The organism is Novosphingobium pentaromativorans US6-1, from assembly GCF_000767465.1.
Classification (GTDB): domain Bacteria; phylum Pseudomonadota; class Alphaproteobacteria; order Sphingomonadales; family Sphingomonadaceae; genus Novosphingobium; species Novosphingobium pentaromativorans.
On sequence record NZ_CP009295.1, the window covers coordinates 1 to 13,791 of the forward strand.

Below are 13,791 nucleotides of genomic sequence, written 5' to 3' on the forward strand. Positions count from 1 at the left end.
GTGAGTTCAATCGGTTCCCAGATCGGCGATCTTGCTCAAGCTGGTGAGAAGATGATCGAGCGTCTCCGGCGCAAGGCGTTTCTGCCTGAAAGCCGCAAGGGGCTCAACGTGCGTTTCGGCATTGCCGAGGCGGCGCAGTTGCTCGGCTGTTCGACCAATCGCATCCGCATGGCCGAGGACGACGGGCGCCTGCCCCCTCCCCCGGCCAGCGAGAACGGGCGCCGGGTCGGCTACACGGTCGAGGAAATGCTGCACATGCGCGAGGTGCTGGGCGCCTCCCCTGCCCGCGCGCCGCTCGACGTTCCGGCCATGATCGCGGTGCAGAATTTCAAGGGCGGCGTCGGCAAGTCGACTGTCACCACCCACCTCGCCCACTATTTCGCGGTGCAGGGTTACCGCGTCCTCGTCGTCGACTGCGACAGCCAGGCGACCACGACGACGCTGTTCGGTTTCAACCCGCATTTCAACATCACCCGCGAGGAAACGCTTTACCCCTACCTCTCGATCGACCCGACCCAGGCCGACTTGCTCTATGCGGTCAAGCACACGCCCTGGCCCAATGTCGATCTCATCCCCTCCAACCTCGAGCTGTTCGACGTCGAGTACGAACTGGCCGCGGCCGGAGCGGACGGGCAATCGGTGCTGGCCGCGCGTTTTCGCAAGCTCAAGCAGGGGCTGATGGACCTGGCGCGCGACTATGACGTCGTCATCCTCGATCCCCCCCCTGCCCTGGGCACGATCAGCCTTGCCGTGATGCAGGCGGCCAATGCGCTGCTCGTGCCGCTGGCGGCAACGACGCCGGACTTCTGTTCGACGGTGCAGTTCCTCTCGATGATGGACCAGGTCCTCGAGCAGCTGACCAGTGTGGGGATCGCCGTCGATTACAGCTTCGTGCGGCTGATCTGCTCCAAGTTCGACCAGGGCGATCCCAGCCACGAAATGGTGCGCACCATCATGGAGCAGGCTTTCGGCCCGGCCTTGCTCCCGGTCCCGATCCTCGAAAGCGCAGAAATCAGCCATGCCGCACTGCGCATGATGACGGTTTACGAGCTGGAGAAGCCGATCGGCACGCCGCGCACGCACAAGCGCTGCCGCGCCAACCTGGACGAGGCACTCGGCCAGATCGAGCAGCTCGTGCGGACCGGTTGGGGCCGTTCGCAGCGCGTCGACGAGGAGCTGTTGGTCAATGGCTAAGCCTTTGTCCGGAATGGAACAAAAGGACTTTCCTACAAGGAATGTTCACCATATGTTCCAAACCTCCTCCCTGCCAAGCCCTTTTTCCGCGTGTCGCCCGAGGTAAGCCATGGCCCGCAAGCAATCAGACTATCTCGCCGCCCTGCTCTCTGACGAAGATGAGGTCGCTCCGGCGGCCGAAACTTCGCAAGAGGCAGCGACCTCCCCTGCCCCGACTGAGCGAGCGCCGCGATCCGAGCGCGCCCGCGGGACGACCCTGCTCGGCCGCGAAAGCGCGCTGGCCCGCGTGGCGACCGGGGAAGTGCGCCAGGTTACGCAATTGCTGCTCGATCCCGCGCGCGTGCGCGTCTGGGAAGGCAATGCCCGCAGCTATGCCCACCTTTCGGAAGACTCCTGCCGCGAACTGATCGATTCCATCATCGCCGAAGGCGGGCAGAAAGTGCCGGCCGTGGTGCGGCGCATCGATGGCGACCCCGATCACGATTACGAGGTGATCGCGGGAACCCGGCGGCATTGGTCGATCTCCTGGCTGCGCGCCCATTCCTACCCGGACATGCAGTTCGTGGCGCAAGTGGCGCAGCTTGACGACGAGGCCGCGTTCCGCCTTGCCGATCTTGAGAACCGCGCCCGCAAGGACGTCTCGGATCTGGAACGCGCGCGCAATTATGCCGCAGCGCTGAAAGATCACTACGGCAACCACATGACCCGCATGGCCGAGCGTCTCAAGCTGTCCAAGGGATGGCTTTCGAAGATGCTCAAGGTCGCCGCCATTCCCGATGCGGTCCTGGCCGCCTTCGCCTCTCCCGCCGACGTCCAGCTGAAGCCGGCTTACCCGCTGGCGCAGATGCTCGACGACAAGGACAAGGCTCCGGCGATCCGCAAGGAGGCCGCGCGCCTGGCGAGGGAACAGGAGGCGCGGCGCGCGTCGGGCCGCCCCGCCCTGCCCGCTGCCGACGTGCTCAAGGCGCTGCTTGCCGCTCCGGAGGCCGAGCAGACCAGGGCCGCGCCCCTCGTCGTCACATCTTCTCACGGCCGCCCGCTGGTAAGCGTCCAGACCTCGAACCGGCAGGGCGTGACCTTGCGCCTCCACGCGGGGTCCGGTGCCGATGCCGACGAAGTCCTCGCCGCCGTGCGCGATGCCCTCGACCGGCTCGATAGCGAAGGCCGGGGGCTGCAGCGGTGACCTCCTGCGCCATTGCAACGGCGGGGGTCGGTTCTCCTCCGCCCCCCCTGCCCGCTCGGTATCGAGCGATGTCAGGGAATCGTGTTTCCCCGGGGAAACATCCGGAATGAGCCGCGCACGCAAAGCTGCCATTGCCGAGCAGTTCGATCTCTTCCTGCCCTACATTGCCGACCTGCCCCTGCGCGACCAGCGCGAGATGATGGAGCGGCCCTTCTTCAGCCTGGCCAAATCCAAGCGCGTGAAGGCGATCGATTACACCAGCCCCGACGGCAAGCTCTGGGTCCATGTCTCCGCCAACCCGGATTACGGCATGGCCACGATCTGGGATGCCGACATCCTGATCTACTGCGCCAGCGTGCTGGCCGACATGGCGCGGCGCGGCGCGAACGATGTGCCGCGCAAGCTGCATATCATGCCCTACGACCTCTTGCGCGCGATCGGGCGGCCGACCACCGGGCGCGCCTATGAACTGCTGGGCCAGGCACTCGACCGTCTCGTCTCGACCACGATCAAGACCAACATCCGCGCCGAGAACCGCCGCGAGGCGACTTTCTCCTGGCTCGATGGCTGGACCCAGCTCGTCGATGAGCGCACCGAGCGTTCGCGCGGGATGACGCTGGAGCTGTCGAACTGGTTCTGGGAAGGCGTGATGATGAAGGGCGGGGTGCTGTCCATCGACCGCGCCTATTTCGACATTACCGGCGGGCGCGAGCGCTGGCTCTACCGCGTCGCGCGCAAGCATGCCGGCGGCGCGGGCGAAGCCGGCTTCGCGATTTCCATGCCGGTGCTGTTCGAGAAGTCCGGCGCCGAAGGGCAATATCGGCGCTTCAAGTTCGAGATGCTCAAGCTCGCCGAGAAGAACGAACTGCCCGGTTACAGCCTCTGCGTCGAAACGGCGAAGGACGGCGAGCCGATGCTGCGCATGCGCCGCGTCGACGGGAAGGGCGGGGCGGAGTCGAACCTGCCGGCCAATCCTGCAGAGCCTCATGTTTCCCCGGGGAAACACGCCGGGACGATTCCGGAAAAGGCGCCTGCCGAGAGCGCACCCGCCAAGACCGGAGACAGGCGAGGGCAGGGGGGCAAGCAGTCTGCTGCACCCGCAGCTCAGGCCACCGAAGCCCAGGCAGACGTCATCGATGCCCGCAAGCTGATCCGCTCGACCCTCGCCGGTCTTTCCGATGCCGCGACGCGCGGTTTCATGACCGACGAGACGATTGACTACTTGCGCCAGAATTGCCCGGGCTGGGATCTCCACGCCCTTCACGCCGAATTCGAACGCTGGGTCTCTGCCTCACCCGAGCGCACCCCGGCCGACTGGCAACGCGCCTTCATCGGTTGGGTCAAGCGCCATCACGAAAAGCACCGGCACACCCTGCGCGGGTAAAACGCGCGGGGGGAGAGGGGAGGGCTGCTTGCACGAGCACCGCGACGCCCTCCCTTTCGAACCAGTACGGTGCGCGTGCCGCCTCCCATCCACCCATCTTCTCTCAAGCCGTTACGCAGGGGCCGGGCCGGCCCAAGCCCGCTGCGATGGGCCGGCAACTGCCTCCCAAAGGCCCCTGCAGACCGCCCCATCGCCTCGCGCCCGTGGTGCGCACCATGGCGATCATGGAGAGCAACCCACCCCGATCCAGAGACGAATCCGCCTTGCCGTTCCCGAAGTGTCGCGTCGGGACCTCGCCGTTATGGGCCGAGTCGGGTCTTCATGCGGTGACACGCACCGATTGAACGTCGATTTCCAACAAGCCGCAAAAAGAGATTCAAAAAACGCCTGCCTCTTGCGGTCTTCGACACTCCGAGAACGCTTGGAACCGGTTCTTCGACCCTTCGGGAACAGGTCAACGACCTTTCGGGAACGCATGCGCCGACACTTCAGGAACGGATCGACGATCCAACGGGAACGGCACCCGGCACGCGACTCAGCGGATTGCGCCGGACTCGAAGGCAAGCGCGGTCCTCTAACCTTGTAACAGATTCACTAAATACCATTCTAACCGTCAGGATGCCTGGGTTCAGGTTTGAAAAAGGTGATGAAGGCAAAAGGCGAAGGCCGCTCCCTTTACCGAAGCGAAATGCCTATCCGCGTGCCTTGAGTGCCAGTCGACCCGCCCGGTCCGAGATGGCCTGAGAGAGTTCGCCGGGGAGTGCCGTAGCTGCCAGACCGGGCACCTCGATACCCCGGGCAATCGCCGCTTCGACTTGTCCAGCCAGAGCTGCGGCGCGCCGGCGCAGGAAGGGCAGGGTGAGGCCGCTGTCCTGCGCGAACCCTATCAGGCTGTCGCCATCCACTTCCTCGAGGCTGGCAGCTGGGCCGAAGCGCATGGCGAGCCTTGCGGAAAGTTCCGGCCAGATGAACGTCGCCACCAGATCGTAGAGCGGGGCAAGGACGACTTCCCCATCCTCCCGGCGCAGCAGGCTGAAATTCTTGGCATGGGCGTCGGCATTGCCGATGATCAGGTTGAAGATCGCTGCATCGGCCAGCTTGAGAACCTCCCGCGCCGGGCGCGTGGTGGCCTGCCGCACGAGCGCAAAGCAATCGCGGAAGGCGGGTCCGCCCTCGCTGGCGTATTTCCGGTTGGACGGCACGCCCAGCGCCTGCGCGAAATCTTCCTGATGCAGCCGCTGGATCTGCCCGTTCCTTTCAACCCGGTCGTAGCGCGCGACGAGCAGGTAGGGCTTCCCGGCAACTGCCTGCCACTGCCCGGTCGCTGCATCGAGCCCGGCAGCGCGCGCAAGCGCAAGACAGAAGGCCTCATTGGCGGCCAGACCGGGAAAGCGTTCGGGCTCCGGCTTGATCAGGTGGGTCGAAGGCTCGCCGATGCGCGGTACGGCGATCCTCCCGTTTGCCAGGACCACGGGGAGCTTGCCCTGCGCCCCGGCAAGGCTGAGGCGTGCCCCCCCTTCGCCCGCCAGCATGGGAACCCGGGGCAGGCGCTGGAGAAGATCGGCGAGCGCCGCGTCATCGAGCGCCTCTGCGGGCCTTTCGGTCGGGGCCGGAGGCGGTTGCTCCCCCGGGGGCAGGAAGGCAAGGTCGCCTGCAACATCGCCGCCCAGCGCCGCCAGCAGCAGGAACGGGTTGTCGGGTGAAACGCCCAGCGCACGGGCAATCGCCGTGCGCTGCCCTTCCTCGGGAAGCAGCCCGCCGAACACGGCCTTGCACAAGGCATCGCCGAAGGCTCCCGCCTGCTTGGGCAGGGCGTGGGACAGGGCAGGGGCCCCGCGATCCGCCAGCCAGTCCTCGGCATAGGCGAAATGCATCGCCCCGCCGAGGTCGATCACAAGGTCGCCCGCGATGCGGCGATTGGACCAGACGACGAGGCGGTCGAGAGTGTCAGCAGCCATCGCCGCGCTCTCCCGGCCGGAGATCGCCGGGACGCAGGACCTGCACTTCGCAGCCCAGCGCCGACAAGACCGCAATCACCTTGCCGATCTGCGCCGTGACCTTGCCTCGCTCCAACTCGACGATGAAACGCAAGCCCACCCCGCTTGCTGCCGCCAGCTGATCTTGGTGCAGGCCCAGCGCTTTGCGTTCCTCGCGAATGATCTGCCCGATCCCGGCCGTGTCCATGTCACACCTATAGTTTACCCGTTCGGGAAAATATTCCCGTTCGGTGGTGATTTCAAGCCATATTTACCCGTTCGGGAAATATCACGGCTCTGGCGGGAGCATTTCAAGGAAATACCCCGTACGGGAAAACGAGCCATTCAGGATGTCTGCATTTCCGCTGAAGCGCGTGCGCAGACCCGATCACAGGAAGGAAGGGAAGAAGGCCTGTCGGCAAGGCAGTTTGAAAGAAATTTCGGACGGAGCCGCGTGCGTTGCCAGAGCGGCTCTCCCAGGAAGTACCCAATCTATGAATGTAAGAGCAATTGAGACCGCGAGCGAGTGCGCGCCCGTAATGCCGTGGACCACGCAGCGGGTGCGCAGCCGCATGATGGCACTAGCATTGGCTATTGGCGCCGAGATCGACCCAGAGTCGCGCGAACGGGCCGGAACCCTCGCCGGAACCATCACGATGTCCTTCGCGCAATTGCTCATTGCCGGCACCAGTTGTCCGCGGCCCTGGCTGTTCCCCGAAATGATCCAGCTTGCGCGGGAGACCGGGCTCGAGGTGGTCCTGTTGCGCTTCGATGTCACGCGGGGCGTAAGCTTCGATATTCTCCTGCAGGATCGTCGCCACATCCTGTGCGGATATGCGCCGTGGCGCGGCGCGGGCGGTGACCTATGGTTTGTGCCGACACTGGGGAAGGGGCCCTACCTGCGCGCCTTGCCCACGGGTTTGGCCCGCGAACGGGAAGCGCCCTTCATCGATCGGGAAGACCGCGAGGCCGGCATCATTCTGACCATGGAGAAGCCCATCTTCGAGGCGGGGTTCTGATCATGACCAGGAAGCACATGCTGAAGCTCGCCGCCTCGCTTTCCGAGGGGGCCCATTCCCAGGAACGCGCCGTTCTCAGATCGTTTTCCAAGGGCGAGGGGGAGCATCCCGGCTTCTCCTTCACACGCTACTGGTGGCAGGGGGAGGGCCCCCGCGATGGAATTGCGCCTTGGGTTCGCAAGAAACTGAGGCCCGGCGACGACCCGATCTTCGGTCACGCAGCGCGCAGCGAGGTGCTGCTGCCGCCCTGCGCGCCGGGCGACTATGCCAACATCGATTTCCTGTTGCAGCGCTTCGACGAGACTTTGCCTCCGTTCGAAAACCACGCCATGGTGCAGGTGAAGCTGGCGCTCGACGAAAGCGAGCCGTGGCACTCGGGTTACGAACGCGTCCGGGCCTTTGCGCGGGATCATTTCGCCGACCGATTTCCCGTTATTCTCGTCGCGCACATACCGGGGACGGCAGGTCTGGAAGGCAATGGCAGCCACGTCCATTGCATCGTCCTGTCGCGCTTTCTGAGCGTGAACGGGCTTCGCGGGGCCTGTCACCTGCTCTGTTCGGATCGAGGCTATGCAGCTGCCTTGAGCGCGTGGCGCCAGCATACGAATGTCGGGGAGGCTGCAGCATGAGCCGCGAAACCCCTCTGGTTTCCGAGACCATGGCACGCCTGCTTGCCGGGAAAGGACAGGAAACGCTCGATCAATGGGCCGCTACGATCGCGCGGGCAGGTGAGTTGCTGGCAACAGGAGAGGCGGTTGCCGAGCCAGCGGCGGCGGAACCGGCCTATCCATGGGAATTGACCGAGAGCTGCCTGGAAGCCCCGCGCCATGTCTGGTGCGCAGGCGCCGAGGACTATGCCACCGGAGCTGGGCAGGGCGCCTACTTTGCCGCCGGCTTTGCTCGCGACGAGGACGAATTTCGCCGCAGGATCGCTTTGGAGTTCGGCCGCGAACTGGCCCACCGGGCGCGATTGGCAAAGGGAAGCGTCCAGGTTCCCTTCGCGGACTTCTTCCTCTCTCCGGTCATGCGATCGACACTGGAGCAATTCGGCCGCGGGGAAAATCCCCCAGCGTCCATGGTATTCTTCGCCAGATATGCGGAGAACCGTTCCTGAAGCACATGAAGCTGGGCAGGCGAGCGCGCTATACGATCTCTTGAAGGTCGCAGCGTGAGCGCCTGCCAGGACGCACCAGAGAGGAATTCAAGCATGACCGGCCAGATCAAGGAACCCGCGGATTGTCTCGTCAAGAACATCGCAATGCGCGATGGCGTGCCGCCGGGGTGGCGCGAAATCTATGACCGTCTCATCGTCGGGCTTTTCCAAAGCGATTGCATGGAGTTGGTCACTTTCGCCGGAGCGCAAGGCGGGGAACTGCAGATTGCCTTGGCTCCCTGTGAGGTTGCGACTGGACCTTGCGCACCCCTGCTTGCGGCAGCGAGGCAGGAAGCCGCCGCCACTTGCGAGGATTGCGGGGCCGAGGCGACCCGCTGCGAACTGGCAGATGCGGTGAGGTGCCTGTGCGCCCGCCACTACCGGGTGGCTCAGGCCGAGCAGGCCGCCGCGCAGCGCCTCTTCGATGGCGAGATGTCCGCTGCAGGCGATTGGATGGCTGCCTTTGCCGTCGCGTTGGGAGAAACGCCCGCCAGTCGCGCAGCCCTCTCGTCTCAGGGGCTGGAAGAGGTTCTGACGCTGATCGCCCGGATCGAGCGCGGCGTTTATTGCTGACCTTGGCAGCACGCAGGGACCGGTCCCTCGGCAGCCGACATATAGCCAACTCCATTTCACTATACACCTTCTGGTATGGTTGCTTTTTGCGTATTTTCCATAATCGGACATTATGGTAAAATCCTTATTGCCGAAATGCGGGTTTTTCGCCAGAATCGCTGCCGATGACCCCGCCGCAAACCGCCTGCTCCGTGTGATCCCCGCCCGCGCTTCTCCTACCGCAGTGGAACTGGTGCTGGGCGCGCATCGCGCGCTGATCGATACGCGCGGGGCCAGCGCGCTCGCGCTCGAGGCGGCGACCGCGGCGATGGCGCCGGCGACCCGCGCGGCGATTACCGCCGACCTCAAGTGCTTCCTTGCGTGGTGCGCGCGCCGCCACCCGCCGGTGCAGGCCGTGCCCGCCGCGCCCGAGACGCTCGTCCACTACTTGCGCTGGCTGGCATCCGGTTCGCCGGGCCGCTCCCCGGCGCGGCCGGCGACGCTGGCGCGGCGGATCGCCTCGATCGCCCGGATCCACCGCGTGCTCGGCTTCGGCGAAAGCGAACCGCTGCCCACGCAGGCCGGGATGGTGCGCGACACCCTCAAGGCCATTCGCCGCCAGAGCCAGGAGCGCCAGCGCCAGGCCGCCCCGCTGCGGCTCGGGGCCGCCATGGCCGAAGGGCAGGCCGCGCCCGAGGGGGTGACAGTCGAGGCGCTGCTGGCGGCCTGCGGCAGCGATATCCTTGACTTGCGCGATGCCGCGCTGATCAGCCTCGCCTACGATGCCGGGCTGCGCGTCTCCGAACTCGTCGCCGTGCAGGTCGGCGATCTGACCGCGCACGAGGATGGCAGCGGCCGCCTCGTCATTCCCCGCTCGAAGACCGACCAGGAGGGGGAGGGGGCGCTTGCCTGGATCTCGCCCGAGACGATGCGCCGCCTTGCCGCCTGGCTCTGCGCCGCAGACATCGCGGGCGGCGCGGTGCTGCGCCGCGTCCACCTGCTCCCCGAGCGGCCCGGCGATGCGGAGGAGCGGGGCGCGCGGCACACGATCGGCGACAAGCCGCTCACCCGGCAGGGCGTGGTCGCGATCCTGCGCCGCCGCGCGCGCGCCGCCATCGCGCAGGGGCATGCGGCGATCGATCCCGACCGCGCCGAAGCGGCGATCCGTGCCTTGAGCGCACACTCGTTCCGCGTCGGCCTGACCCAGGACCTGTTCGCCGCTGGCGAGGACGGCGCCGGCATCGCGCTCGCGCTGCGCTGGTCCTCGCCCGGCACCGCGCTGCACTACGCGCGCGAACTCGCGGTCGGCAGCAACGCCGCAGCCCGCGTGCTCGGCAGGATGCGCGGCGCGGTGAAAGCAGGGTAGGGCGCGATTATCCGTTCGGCCTCATCCTCGAGGCTCTCGATCCCGAAAGCTATGCAGCGTCGCAAGGTATCGCGGTCACGCTCAGGGCCGGCACCTCGACTATCATTCGGACGGCACCGGGGCCTTACGATGCTCTCCGGCTGAGCGGGTCGCGCCGGTCGCTACCCATAGAGGAGCGCTTCTGCCTGCGTGGGTCGGCGTGCTATGGACGCAGCGCTGCTTTTGCGGAGGATGACATGCGGATTCGTCTTGCTCTTGCTGGGTTCCTGGCCTTGCTTGCATCCCCGGTGCTGGCCCAGGCGAATTTGACGGCGAAGGACCGCGCCGCCGCTTTTCGCGCTGCCGGTTTTACTTTCCAGGGCGGGAAATGGTCCGCTTGCGGCGATCCTGGCACGGCCAGCTATTCGCCCGGACAGATCGACACCGTGCGCGATCTCAATGGCGATGGACGACCCGAAGCGGTGATCACCGAAGGCGGCACCTATTGCTTCGGCATGACGGGAACCGGCTACACGATCGTCAGCAAGCAGGCCGACGGCAGCTGGAAGAACATCACCGGCGGGACCGGCATCCCGACATTCCTCGCCACCAGGGGCGTGGGTGGCTGGCCGGATATCGAAATCGGCGGTCCCGGCTTCTGCTTCCCGGTAGAGCGCTGGAACGGCAAGGCCTACGTCCTGAACCGGCATCAGTACGACGGGAAGCCCTGCCGCCCGCAGATGTGAATCGACTGAGCCTCGTGCGGGCGATGCGGTGGGTTCTCGTTGCGATTGCCATCTGGTTGGTTCTTGTTCCCCACCTGTTGGGGTTCGATGTGAACCGGGCAGCCGCCTGGAGCTCCTGGACCTGCGCTGCCGCCTCTTGGGCCCATGCTGTGGCAGGCGCTGTTGCGTTGGGCTGCACTTGGCGGCTATCTCAGGACGGCGAGGCAGAAAGCGGACAGAAATCATTGAATGTTGATTGTTTTTCTGCCCGATCTGGGGGATCGCTGAAGCAAATTTGATGATCGGGCCTGCTGCGGACGTGGGGTTTTCCTTTGCCCAAAGCCTATGATTATGACGCGAAGTTGCAACCCGGAGACCCTCTCGCGAAACGGGTCTTCATACTGACGGAGTGCAACCAGCCTTTGAGTAATTCTGACATTGTGCCTCGCTCGGCACCCTCCGCGATTACTTCATTTTCGGGCATGATAGAAAGCCGGACCGACCGCACCCGGGATTGCAAAATTGGAGGCAGAGCGTCCGGGAAGAGTCGGTGGGGCAAAGGTTCGAAGCGAACCTCAGCCATGAAATCGCGCGCTGGAATGCGGTGATTGGCGCCCTTATTCGCCGGATCCAATGCGGTGAATAATCATTGCACTGTGCGGTGAATGGCGGGTATATTTACCGCATAAGGAGCGGTGATTGTGCCCTATATCCACGAACTGACAGACTGGCCCAACCTGATCTGGAAAGAGTCGCAGCTCTTTCAGCCGCTCGCAGCTGTCCGCCACAGGCAAGGGCGATTGATCGGGCATATGGAAGCATTGGGATTTCCTTTGCGCGAAGAAGCGGTGCTTCAGGCGCTGACCGAGGATGTCCTGAAATCCAGCGAGATTGAAGGGGAGGTGCTTGATAGGGAGCAAGTGCGCTCATCCATTGCTCGCCGGCTCGGGATGGAGATCAGTGGATTGGTCGAAGCCGATCGCGATGTCGAAGGCGTCGTGGAAATGATGCTGGATGCGACTCAGAATTACGCTCGGCCTCTGACTGCTGAGCGCCTGTTTGATTGGCATGCGGCCTTGTTCCCGATGGGGCGAAGCGGGATGAGCCGGATTACTGTGGGTGCTTGGCGGGGCATCGAAGGTGGCCCCATGCAGGTCGTCTCCGGGCCGATCGGTCATGAGCGGGTTCACTACCAGGCCCCAGCGTCAAGCCTGCTGGATCGGGAAATGTCCCGTTTCCTTGCGTGGTTCGAGACGGCGACGCTCGACCCTGTCCTGAAGGCCGGCGTTGCGCACTTGTGGTTCGTAACGATCCATCCATTCGATGACGGGAACGGGCGCATAGCGCGTGCGATTGCCGATCTTGCGTTGGCGCGTGCAGAGGGCACAGCACAGCGCTTCTATAGCATGTCAGCTCAGATCCGTGCCGAGCGGAAGGCTTACTATGACATGCTGGAAACGACGCAAGGCGGCGGGCTGGACATTACGACCTGGCTGCTTTGGTTCATTGGCTGCCTCGATCGTGCATTCGACAGGGCTGAGACGATCCTCACCGGGGTCATGCGCAAGGCGAGACTGTGGGACTCGATGGCAGGGCAGTCGCTCAATGAACGGCAGCGCAAGGTGATCAACCGTCTTCTGGATGGCTTCGAGGGCAAGCTGACCAACGCCAAGTGGGCAGCGATGACCAGGACGTCGTCCGACACGGCCCTTCGCGACATCAATGACCTCGTTCGCAAGGGCATTCTGGAGAAAGATTCTGCCGGGGGACGCAGCACTGGTTATTCGCTCGTAGAAGAGGTCAAGATGCCTGACCGTGGCGTCTGAATTTGAGCGAGTTCGGCTCACACAAGCGAAGTCTGGTCGGCCGGCAGCTTGCATGGGCAGCCGGACAAAACGATCGTCATTTTCATCATTGGCGTACCGATATTGGGCTTTGCACGGATTGAGCCCGGCGGTGGGTAGCTACTCTTCCAGCCTGGCTGCTCCCATGCCCATCTCGGCCTCCGCGCGTTCGCGCTGGACGTCCTGGCCGAAGGTTGTGAAGGCCGAGACGGTCCGGAAGAACGCGCGGCCTTCGGGCGCGGTGGTATCGATTCCTTCGCAAAGGGAACGGAATTCGACCTGGCGTTCCCCCAGCGCCTGTAGTTCGCAGATCAGGGTGATGAGCGAGCGGGACAGGCGGTCGAGACGCCAGACTATGATCTCGTCGCCAGGGCGGGCGTACTCGCACATTTCCATGTAGGCGGGCTTGAGGACGGCGGAACCCGATATTCCGTGATCCTCCCAGATCCTTACGGCGCCGGCTGCACGAATGGCCTGGAGCTGGGCCGCCAGGCTTGCCTCCCCTGTGCTTGTGCGCACGTAGCCCAATTTCATGGCGTCGAACTCCCGGGAAATCGTGTTTGTCCTCGCCCGGCGCTCAAGCGACGTGCCGGTGCTGTCCGCGCTCCGGAGAAAGCGGACCCCGGCAAGCTATACCGGCAAGCCATACCGGCAAAACCGGGAAACGGGGAGCTTACTGCGCCTTCTTGATCGCGCGAACGTCGCTGCCGAACATGCGGTCCCAGAAGATCGCCGTGATCGCGTAGTTGCCTTCTTCGTCGACGTGGTGGTGACGCATATGGTGGCGCTTGATCGCCATGCCGATGCGGCCGCGCATGGTCCACTGGTGGCAGGCGTAGTGGACCACGTCGTATCCGACGTAGCCGATGATGAAGCCCAGGAAGAGCCAGGTGCCCGCCATGCCGAGCAGGGCCACGCAGGTCGCCCACACGGCAGCGCTGATGGGCAGGCTGACGAGCGGCGGCATCAGGTTGCGCAGCGGATCGTTCGGGGTGGTGTGGTGATTGCCGTGGACCGCAAAGACCAGCCATTTGATCGGCGCGGCATCGGAATCCCAGTGGAACAGGAACCGGTGCATCGCATACTCGAACAGCGACCAGACCAGCAGGCCGAGCGCGAAAAGGAGCGCCCCGTAGGCTGCGCCTGCCGTGCCCCAACCCGTCCATGCAATGAGGGGGAGCGCGATGCTCCAGACCAGGATGAATCCGCGCGGCGAGATGAGAGTCAGCTTCTCGAGCTGCCGGTTCTCGAACAGCTGAACGCGCTGGGGACTGGTTCGAGGATCACGCATCAGACGACTTTCTCGACAGCAATGGGGCTGCGTTGTCAACACTATATGCTGCCATGCAGCATAATTCTTGATTAATCTGCAATGCAAAAAATGAGGCTGGCGCAAGTTGGAAAAGAATCTGTAAA

Annotated in this window: 14 protein-coding genes; 10 read left to right on the forward strand and 4 right to left on the reverse strand. The window is 64.5% G+C overall.

Going from position 1 to position 13,791, the window contains the following annotated elements:
* Positions 1 to 51 precede the first annotated feature (51 nt).
* The 3 genes from JI59_RS24460 to JI59_RS24470 all read left to right on the forward strand — a co-directional run bounded on the left by JI59_RS24460 (position 52) and on the right by JI59_RS24470 (position 3,761).
* Complete coding sequence (locus JI59_RS24460) at positions 52 to 1,194, forward strand: AAA family ATPase (protein ID WP_081474100.1); 1,143 nt, start codon at positions 52 to 54, stop codon at positions 1,192 to 1,194.
* Between the two features lie 109 nt (positions 1,195 to 1,303).
* On the forward strand, positions 1,304 to 2,377 hold the full coding sequence (locus JI59_RS24465; protein WP_007015707.1) for a ParB/RepB/Spo0J family partition protein: 1,074 nt from the start codon (positions 1,304 to 1,306) through the stop codon (positions 2,375 to 2,377).
* Positions 2,378 to 2,483: 106 nt separating this feature from the next.
* Positions 2,484 to 3,761, forward strand: a complete 1,278-nt coding sequence (locus tag JI59_RS24470) for a replication initiator protein A (RefSeq protein ID WP_007015706.1) — start codon at positions 2,484 to 2,486, stop codon at positions 3,759 to 3,761.
* A 692-nt stretch (positions 3,762 to 4,453) separates the two neighbouring features.
* On the opposite strand, the gene JI59_RS24475 is transcribed toward JI59_RS24470, so the two are convergent.
* Both JI59_RS24475 and JI59_RS24480 read right to left on the reverse strand, forming a co-directional pair.
* Positions 4,454 to 5,719 (reverse strand): type II toxin-antitoxin system HipA family toxin, encoded by a 1,266-nt coding sequence (locus tag JI59_RS24475; RefSeq protein ID WP_007015705.1) that lies wholly within the window; start codon positions 5,717 to 5,719, stop codon positions 4,454 to 4,456.
* The gene (locus JI59_RS24480) at positions 5,709 to 5,945 is read right to left on the reverse strand and encodes a type II toxin-antitoxin system Y4mF family antitoxin (RefSeq protein ID WP_007015704.1); all 237 of its coding nucleotides are present in this window, start codon (positions 5,943 to 5,945) and stop codon (positions 5,709 to 5,711) included. Before JI59_RS24480 ends, JI59_RS24475 begins: the two co-directional genes overlap by 11 nt.
* A 331-nt stretch (positions 5,946 to 6,276) precedes the next feature.
* On the opposite strand from JI59_RS24480, the gene JI59_RS24485 reads away from it, so the two are divergent.
* From JI59_RS24485 to JI59_RS24515, 7 genes are all read left to right on the forward strand, one after another.
* On the forward strand, positions 6,277 to 6,756 hold the full coding sequence (locus JI59_RS24485) for a hypothetical protein (RefSeq protein WP_007015703.1): 480 nt from the start codon (positions 6,277 to 6,279) through the stop codon (positions 6,754 to 6,756).
* 2 nt (positions 6,757 to 6,758) lie between these two features.
* Entirely contained in the window at positions 6,759 to 7,385 is a 627-nt protein-coding gene (locus JI59_RS24490) for a hypothetical protein (RefSeq protein WP_007015702.1), read from the forward strand.
* On the forward strand, positions 7,382 to 7,870 hold the full coding sequence (locus JI59_RS24495) for a hypothetical protein (RefSeq protein ID WP_007015701.1): 489 nt from the start codon (positions 7,382 to 7,384) through the stop codon (positions 7,868 to 7,870). Before JI59_RS24490 ends, JI59_RS24495 begins: the two co-directional genes overlap by 4 nt.
* A 93-nt stretch (positions 7,871 to 7,963) precedes the next feature.
* A complete protein-coding gene (locus tag JI59_RS24500; RefSeq protein WP_007015700.1) occupies positions 7,964 to 8,482 on the forward strand; it encodes an antitoxin Xre/MbcA/ParS toxin-binding domain-containing protein in 519 nt (172 codons plus the stop codon).
* Between the two features lie 112 nt (positions 8,483 to 8,594).
* Positions 8,595 to 9,827, forward strand: a complete 1,233-nt coding sequence (locus JI59_RS24505) for a tyrosine-type recombinase/integrase (RefSeq protein WP_239000661.1) — start codon at positions 8,595 to 8,597, stop codon at positions 9,825 to 9,827.
* Positions 9,828 to 10,063: 236 nt separating this feature from the next.
* A complete protein-coding gene (locus tag JI59_RS24510; RefSeq protein WP_007015770.1) occupies positions 10,064 to 10,552 on the forward strand; it encodes a hypothetical protein in 489 nt (162 codons plus the stop codon).
* Between the two features lie 680 nt (positions 10,553 to 11,232).
* The gene (locus JI59_RS24515) at positions 11,233 to 12,357 is read left to right on the forward strand and encodes a Fic family protein (protein ID WP_039858870.1); all 1,125 of its coding nucleotides are present in this window, start codon (positions 11,233 to 11,235) and stop codon (positions 12,355 to 12,357) included.
* 138 nt (positions 12,358 to 12,495) lie between these two features.
* Here JI59_RS24515 and JI59_RS24520 read toward each other — a convergent pair whose 3' ends face one another.
* Positions 12,496 to 12,909, reverse strand: coding sequence for a recombinase family protein (locus JI59_RS24520; RefSeq protein WP_007015772.1), 414 nt, complete (start codon positions 12,907 to 12,909; stop codon positions 12,496 to 12,498).
* A 139-nt stretch (positions 12,910 to 13,048) separates the two neighbouring features.
* Positions 13,049 to 13,666 carry a sterol desaturase family protein gene (locus JI59_RS24525; RefSeq protein ID WP_007015774.1) on the reverse strand — a complete coding sequence of 206 codons (618 nt, stop codon included), beginning with the start codon at positions 13,664 to 13,666 and terminating at the stop codon, positions 13,049 to 13,051.
* Positions 13,667 to 13,791: the final 125 nt, after the last annotated feature.

Excerpts from the sequence above, each read along its gene's own strand:
- JI59_RS24460 (WP_081474100.1), top strand. The coding sequence starts at position 52 with ATGATCGAGCGTCTCCGGCGCAAGGCGTTTCTGCCTGAAAGCCGCAAG.
- JI59_RS24465 (WP_007015707.1), top strand. The coding sequence starts at position 1,304 with ATGGCCCGCAAGCAATCAGACTATCTCGCCGCCCTGCTCTCTGACGAA.
- JI59_RS24470 (WP_007015706.1), top strand. The coding sequence starts at position 2,484 with ATGAGCCGCGCACGCAAAGCTGCCATTGCCGAGCAGTTCGATCTCTTC.
- JI59_RS24475 (WP_007015705.1), bottom strand. The coding sequence starts at position 5,719 with ATGGCTGCTGACACTCTCGACCGCCTCGTCGTCTGGTCCAATCGCCGC.
- JI59_RS24480 (WP_007015704.1), bottom strand. The coding sequence starts at position 5,945 with ATGGACACGGCCGGGATCGGGCAGATCATTCGCGAGGAACGCAAAGCG.
- JI59_RS24485 (WP_007015703.1), top strand. The coding sequence starts at position 6,277 with ATGCCGTGGACCACGCAGCGGGTGCGCAGCCGCATGATGGCACTAGCA.
- JI59_RS24490 (WP_007015702.1), top strand. The coding sequence starts at position 6,759 with ATGACCAGGAAGCACATGCTGAAGCTCGCCGCCTCGCTTTCCGAGGGG.
- JI59_RS24495 (WP_007015701.1), top strand. The coding sequence starts at position 7,382 with ATGAGCCGCGAAACCCCTCTGGTTTCCGAGACCATGGCACGCCTGCTT.
- JI59_RS24500 (WP_007015700.1), top strand. The coding sequence starts at position 7,964 with ATGACCGGCCAGATCAAGGAACCCGCGGATTGTCTCGTCAAGAACATC.
- JI59_RS24505 (WP_239000661.1), top strand. The coding sequence starts at position 8,595 with ATGGTAAAATCCTTATTGCCGAAATGCGGGTTTTTCGCCAGAATCGCT.
- JI59_RS24510 (WP_007015770.1), top strand. The coding sequence starts at position 10,064 with ATGCGGATTCGTCTTGCTCTTGCTGGGTTCCTGGCCTTGCTTGCATCC.
- JI59_RS24520 (WP_007015772.1), bottom strand. The coding sequence starts at position 12,909 with ATGAAATTGGGCTACGTGCGCACAAGCACAGGGGAGGCAAGCCTGGCG.
- JI59_RS24525 (WP_007015774.1), bottom strand. The coding sequence starts at position 13,666 with ATGCGTGATCCTCGAACCAGTCCCCAGCGCGTTCAGCTGTTCGAGAAC.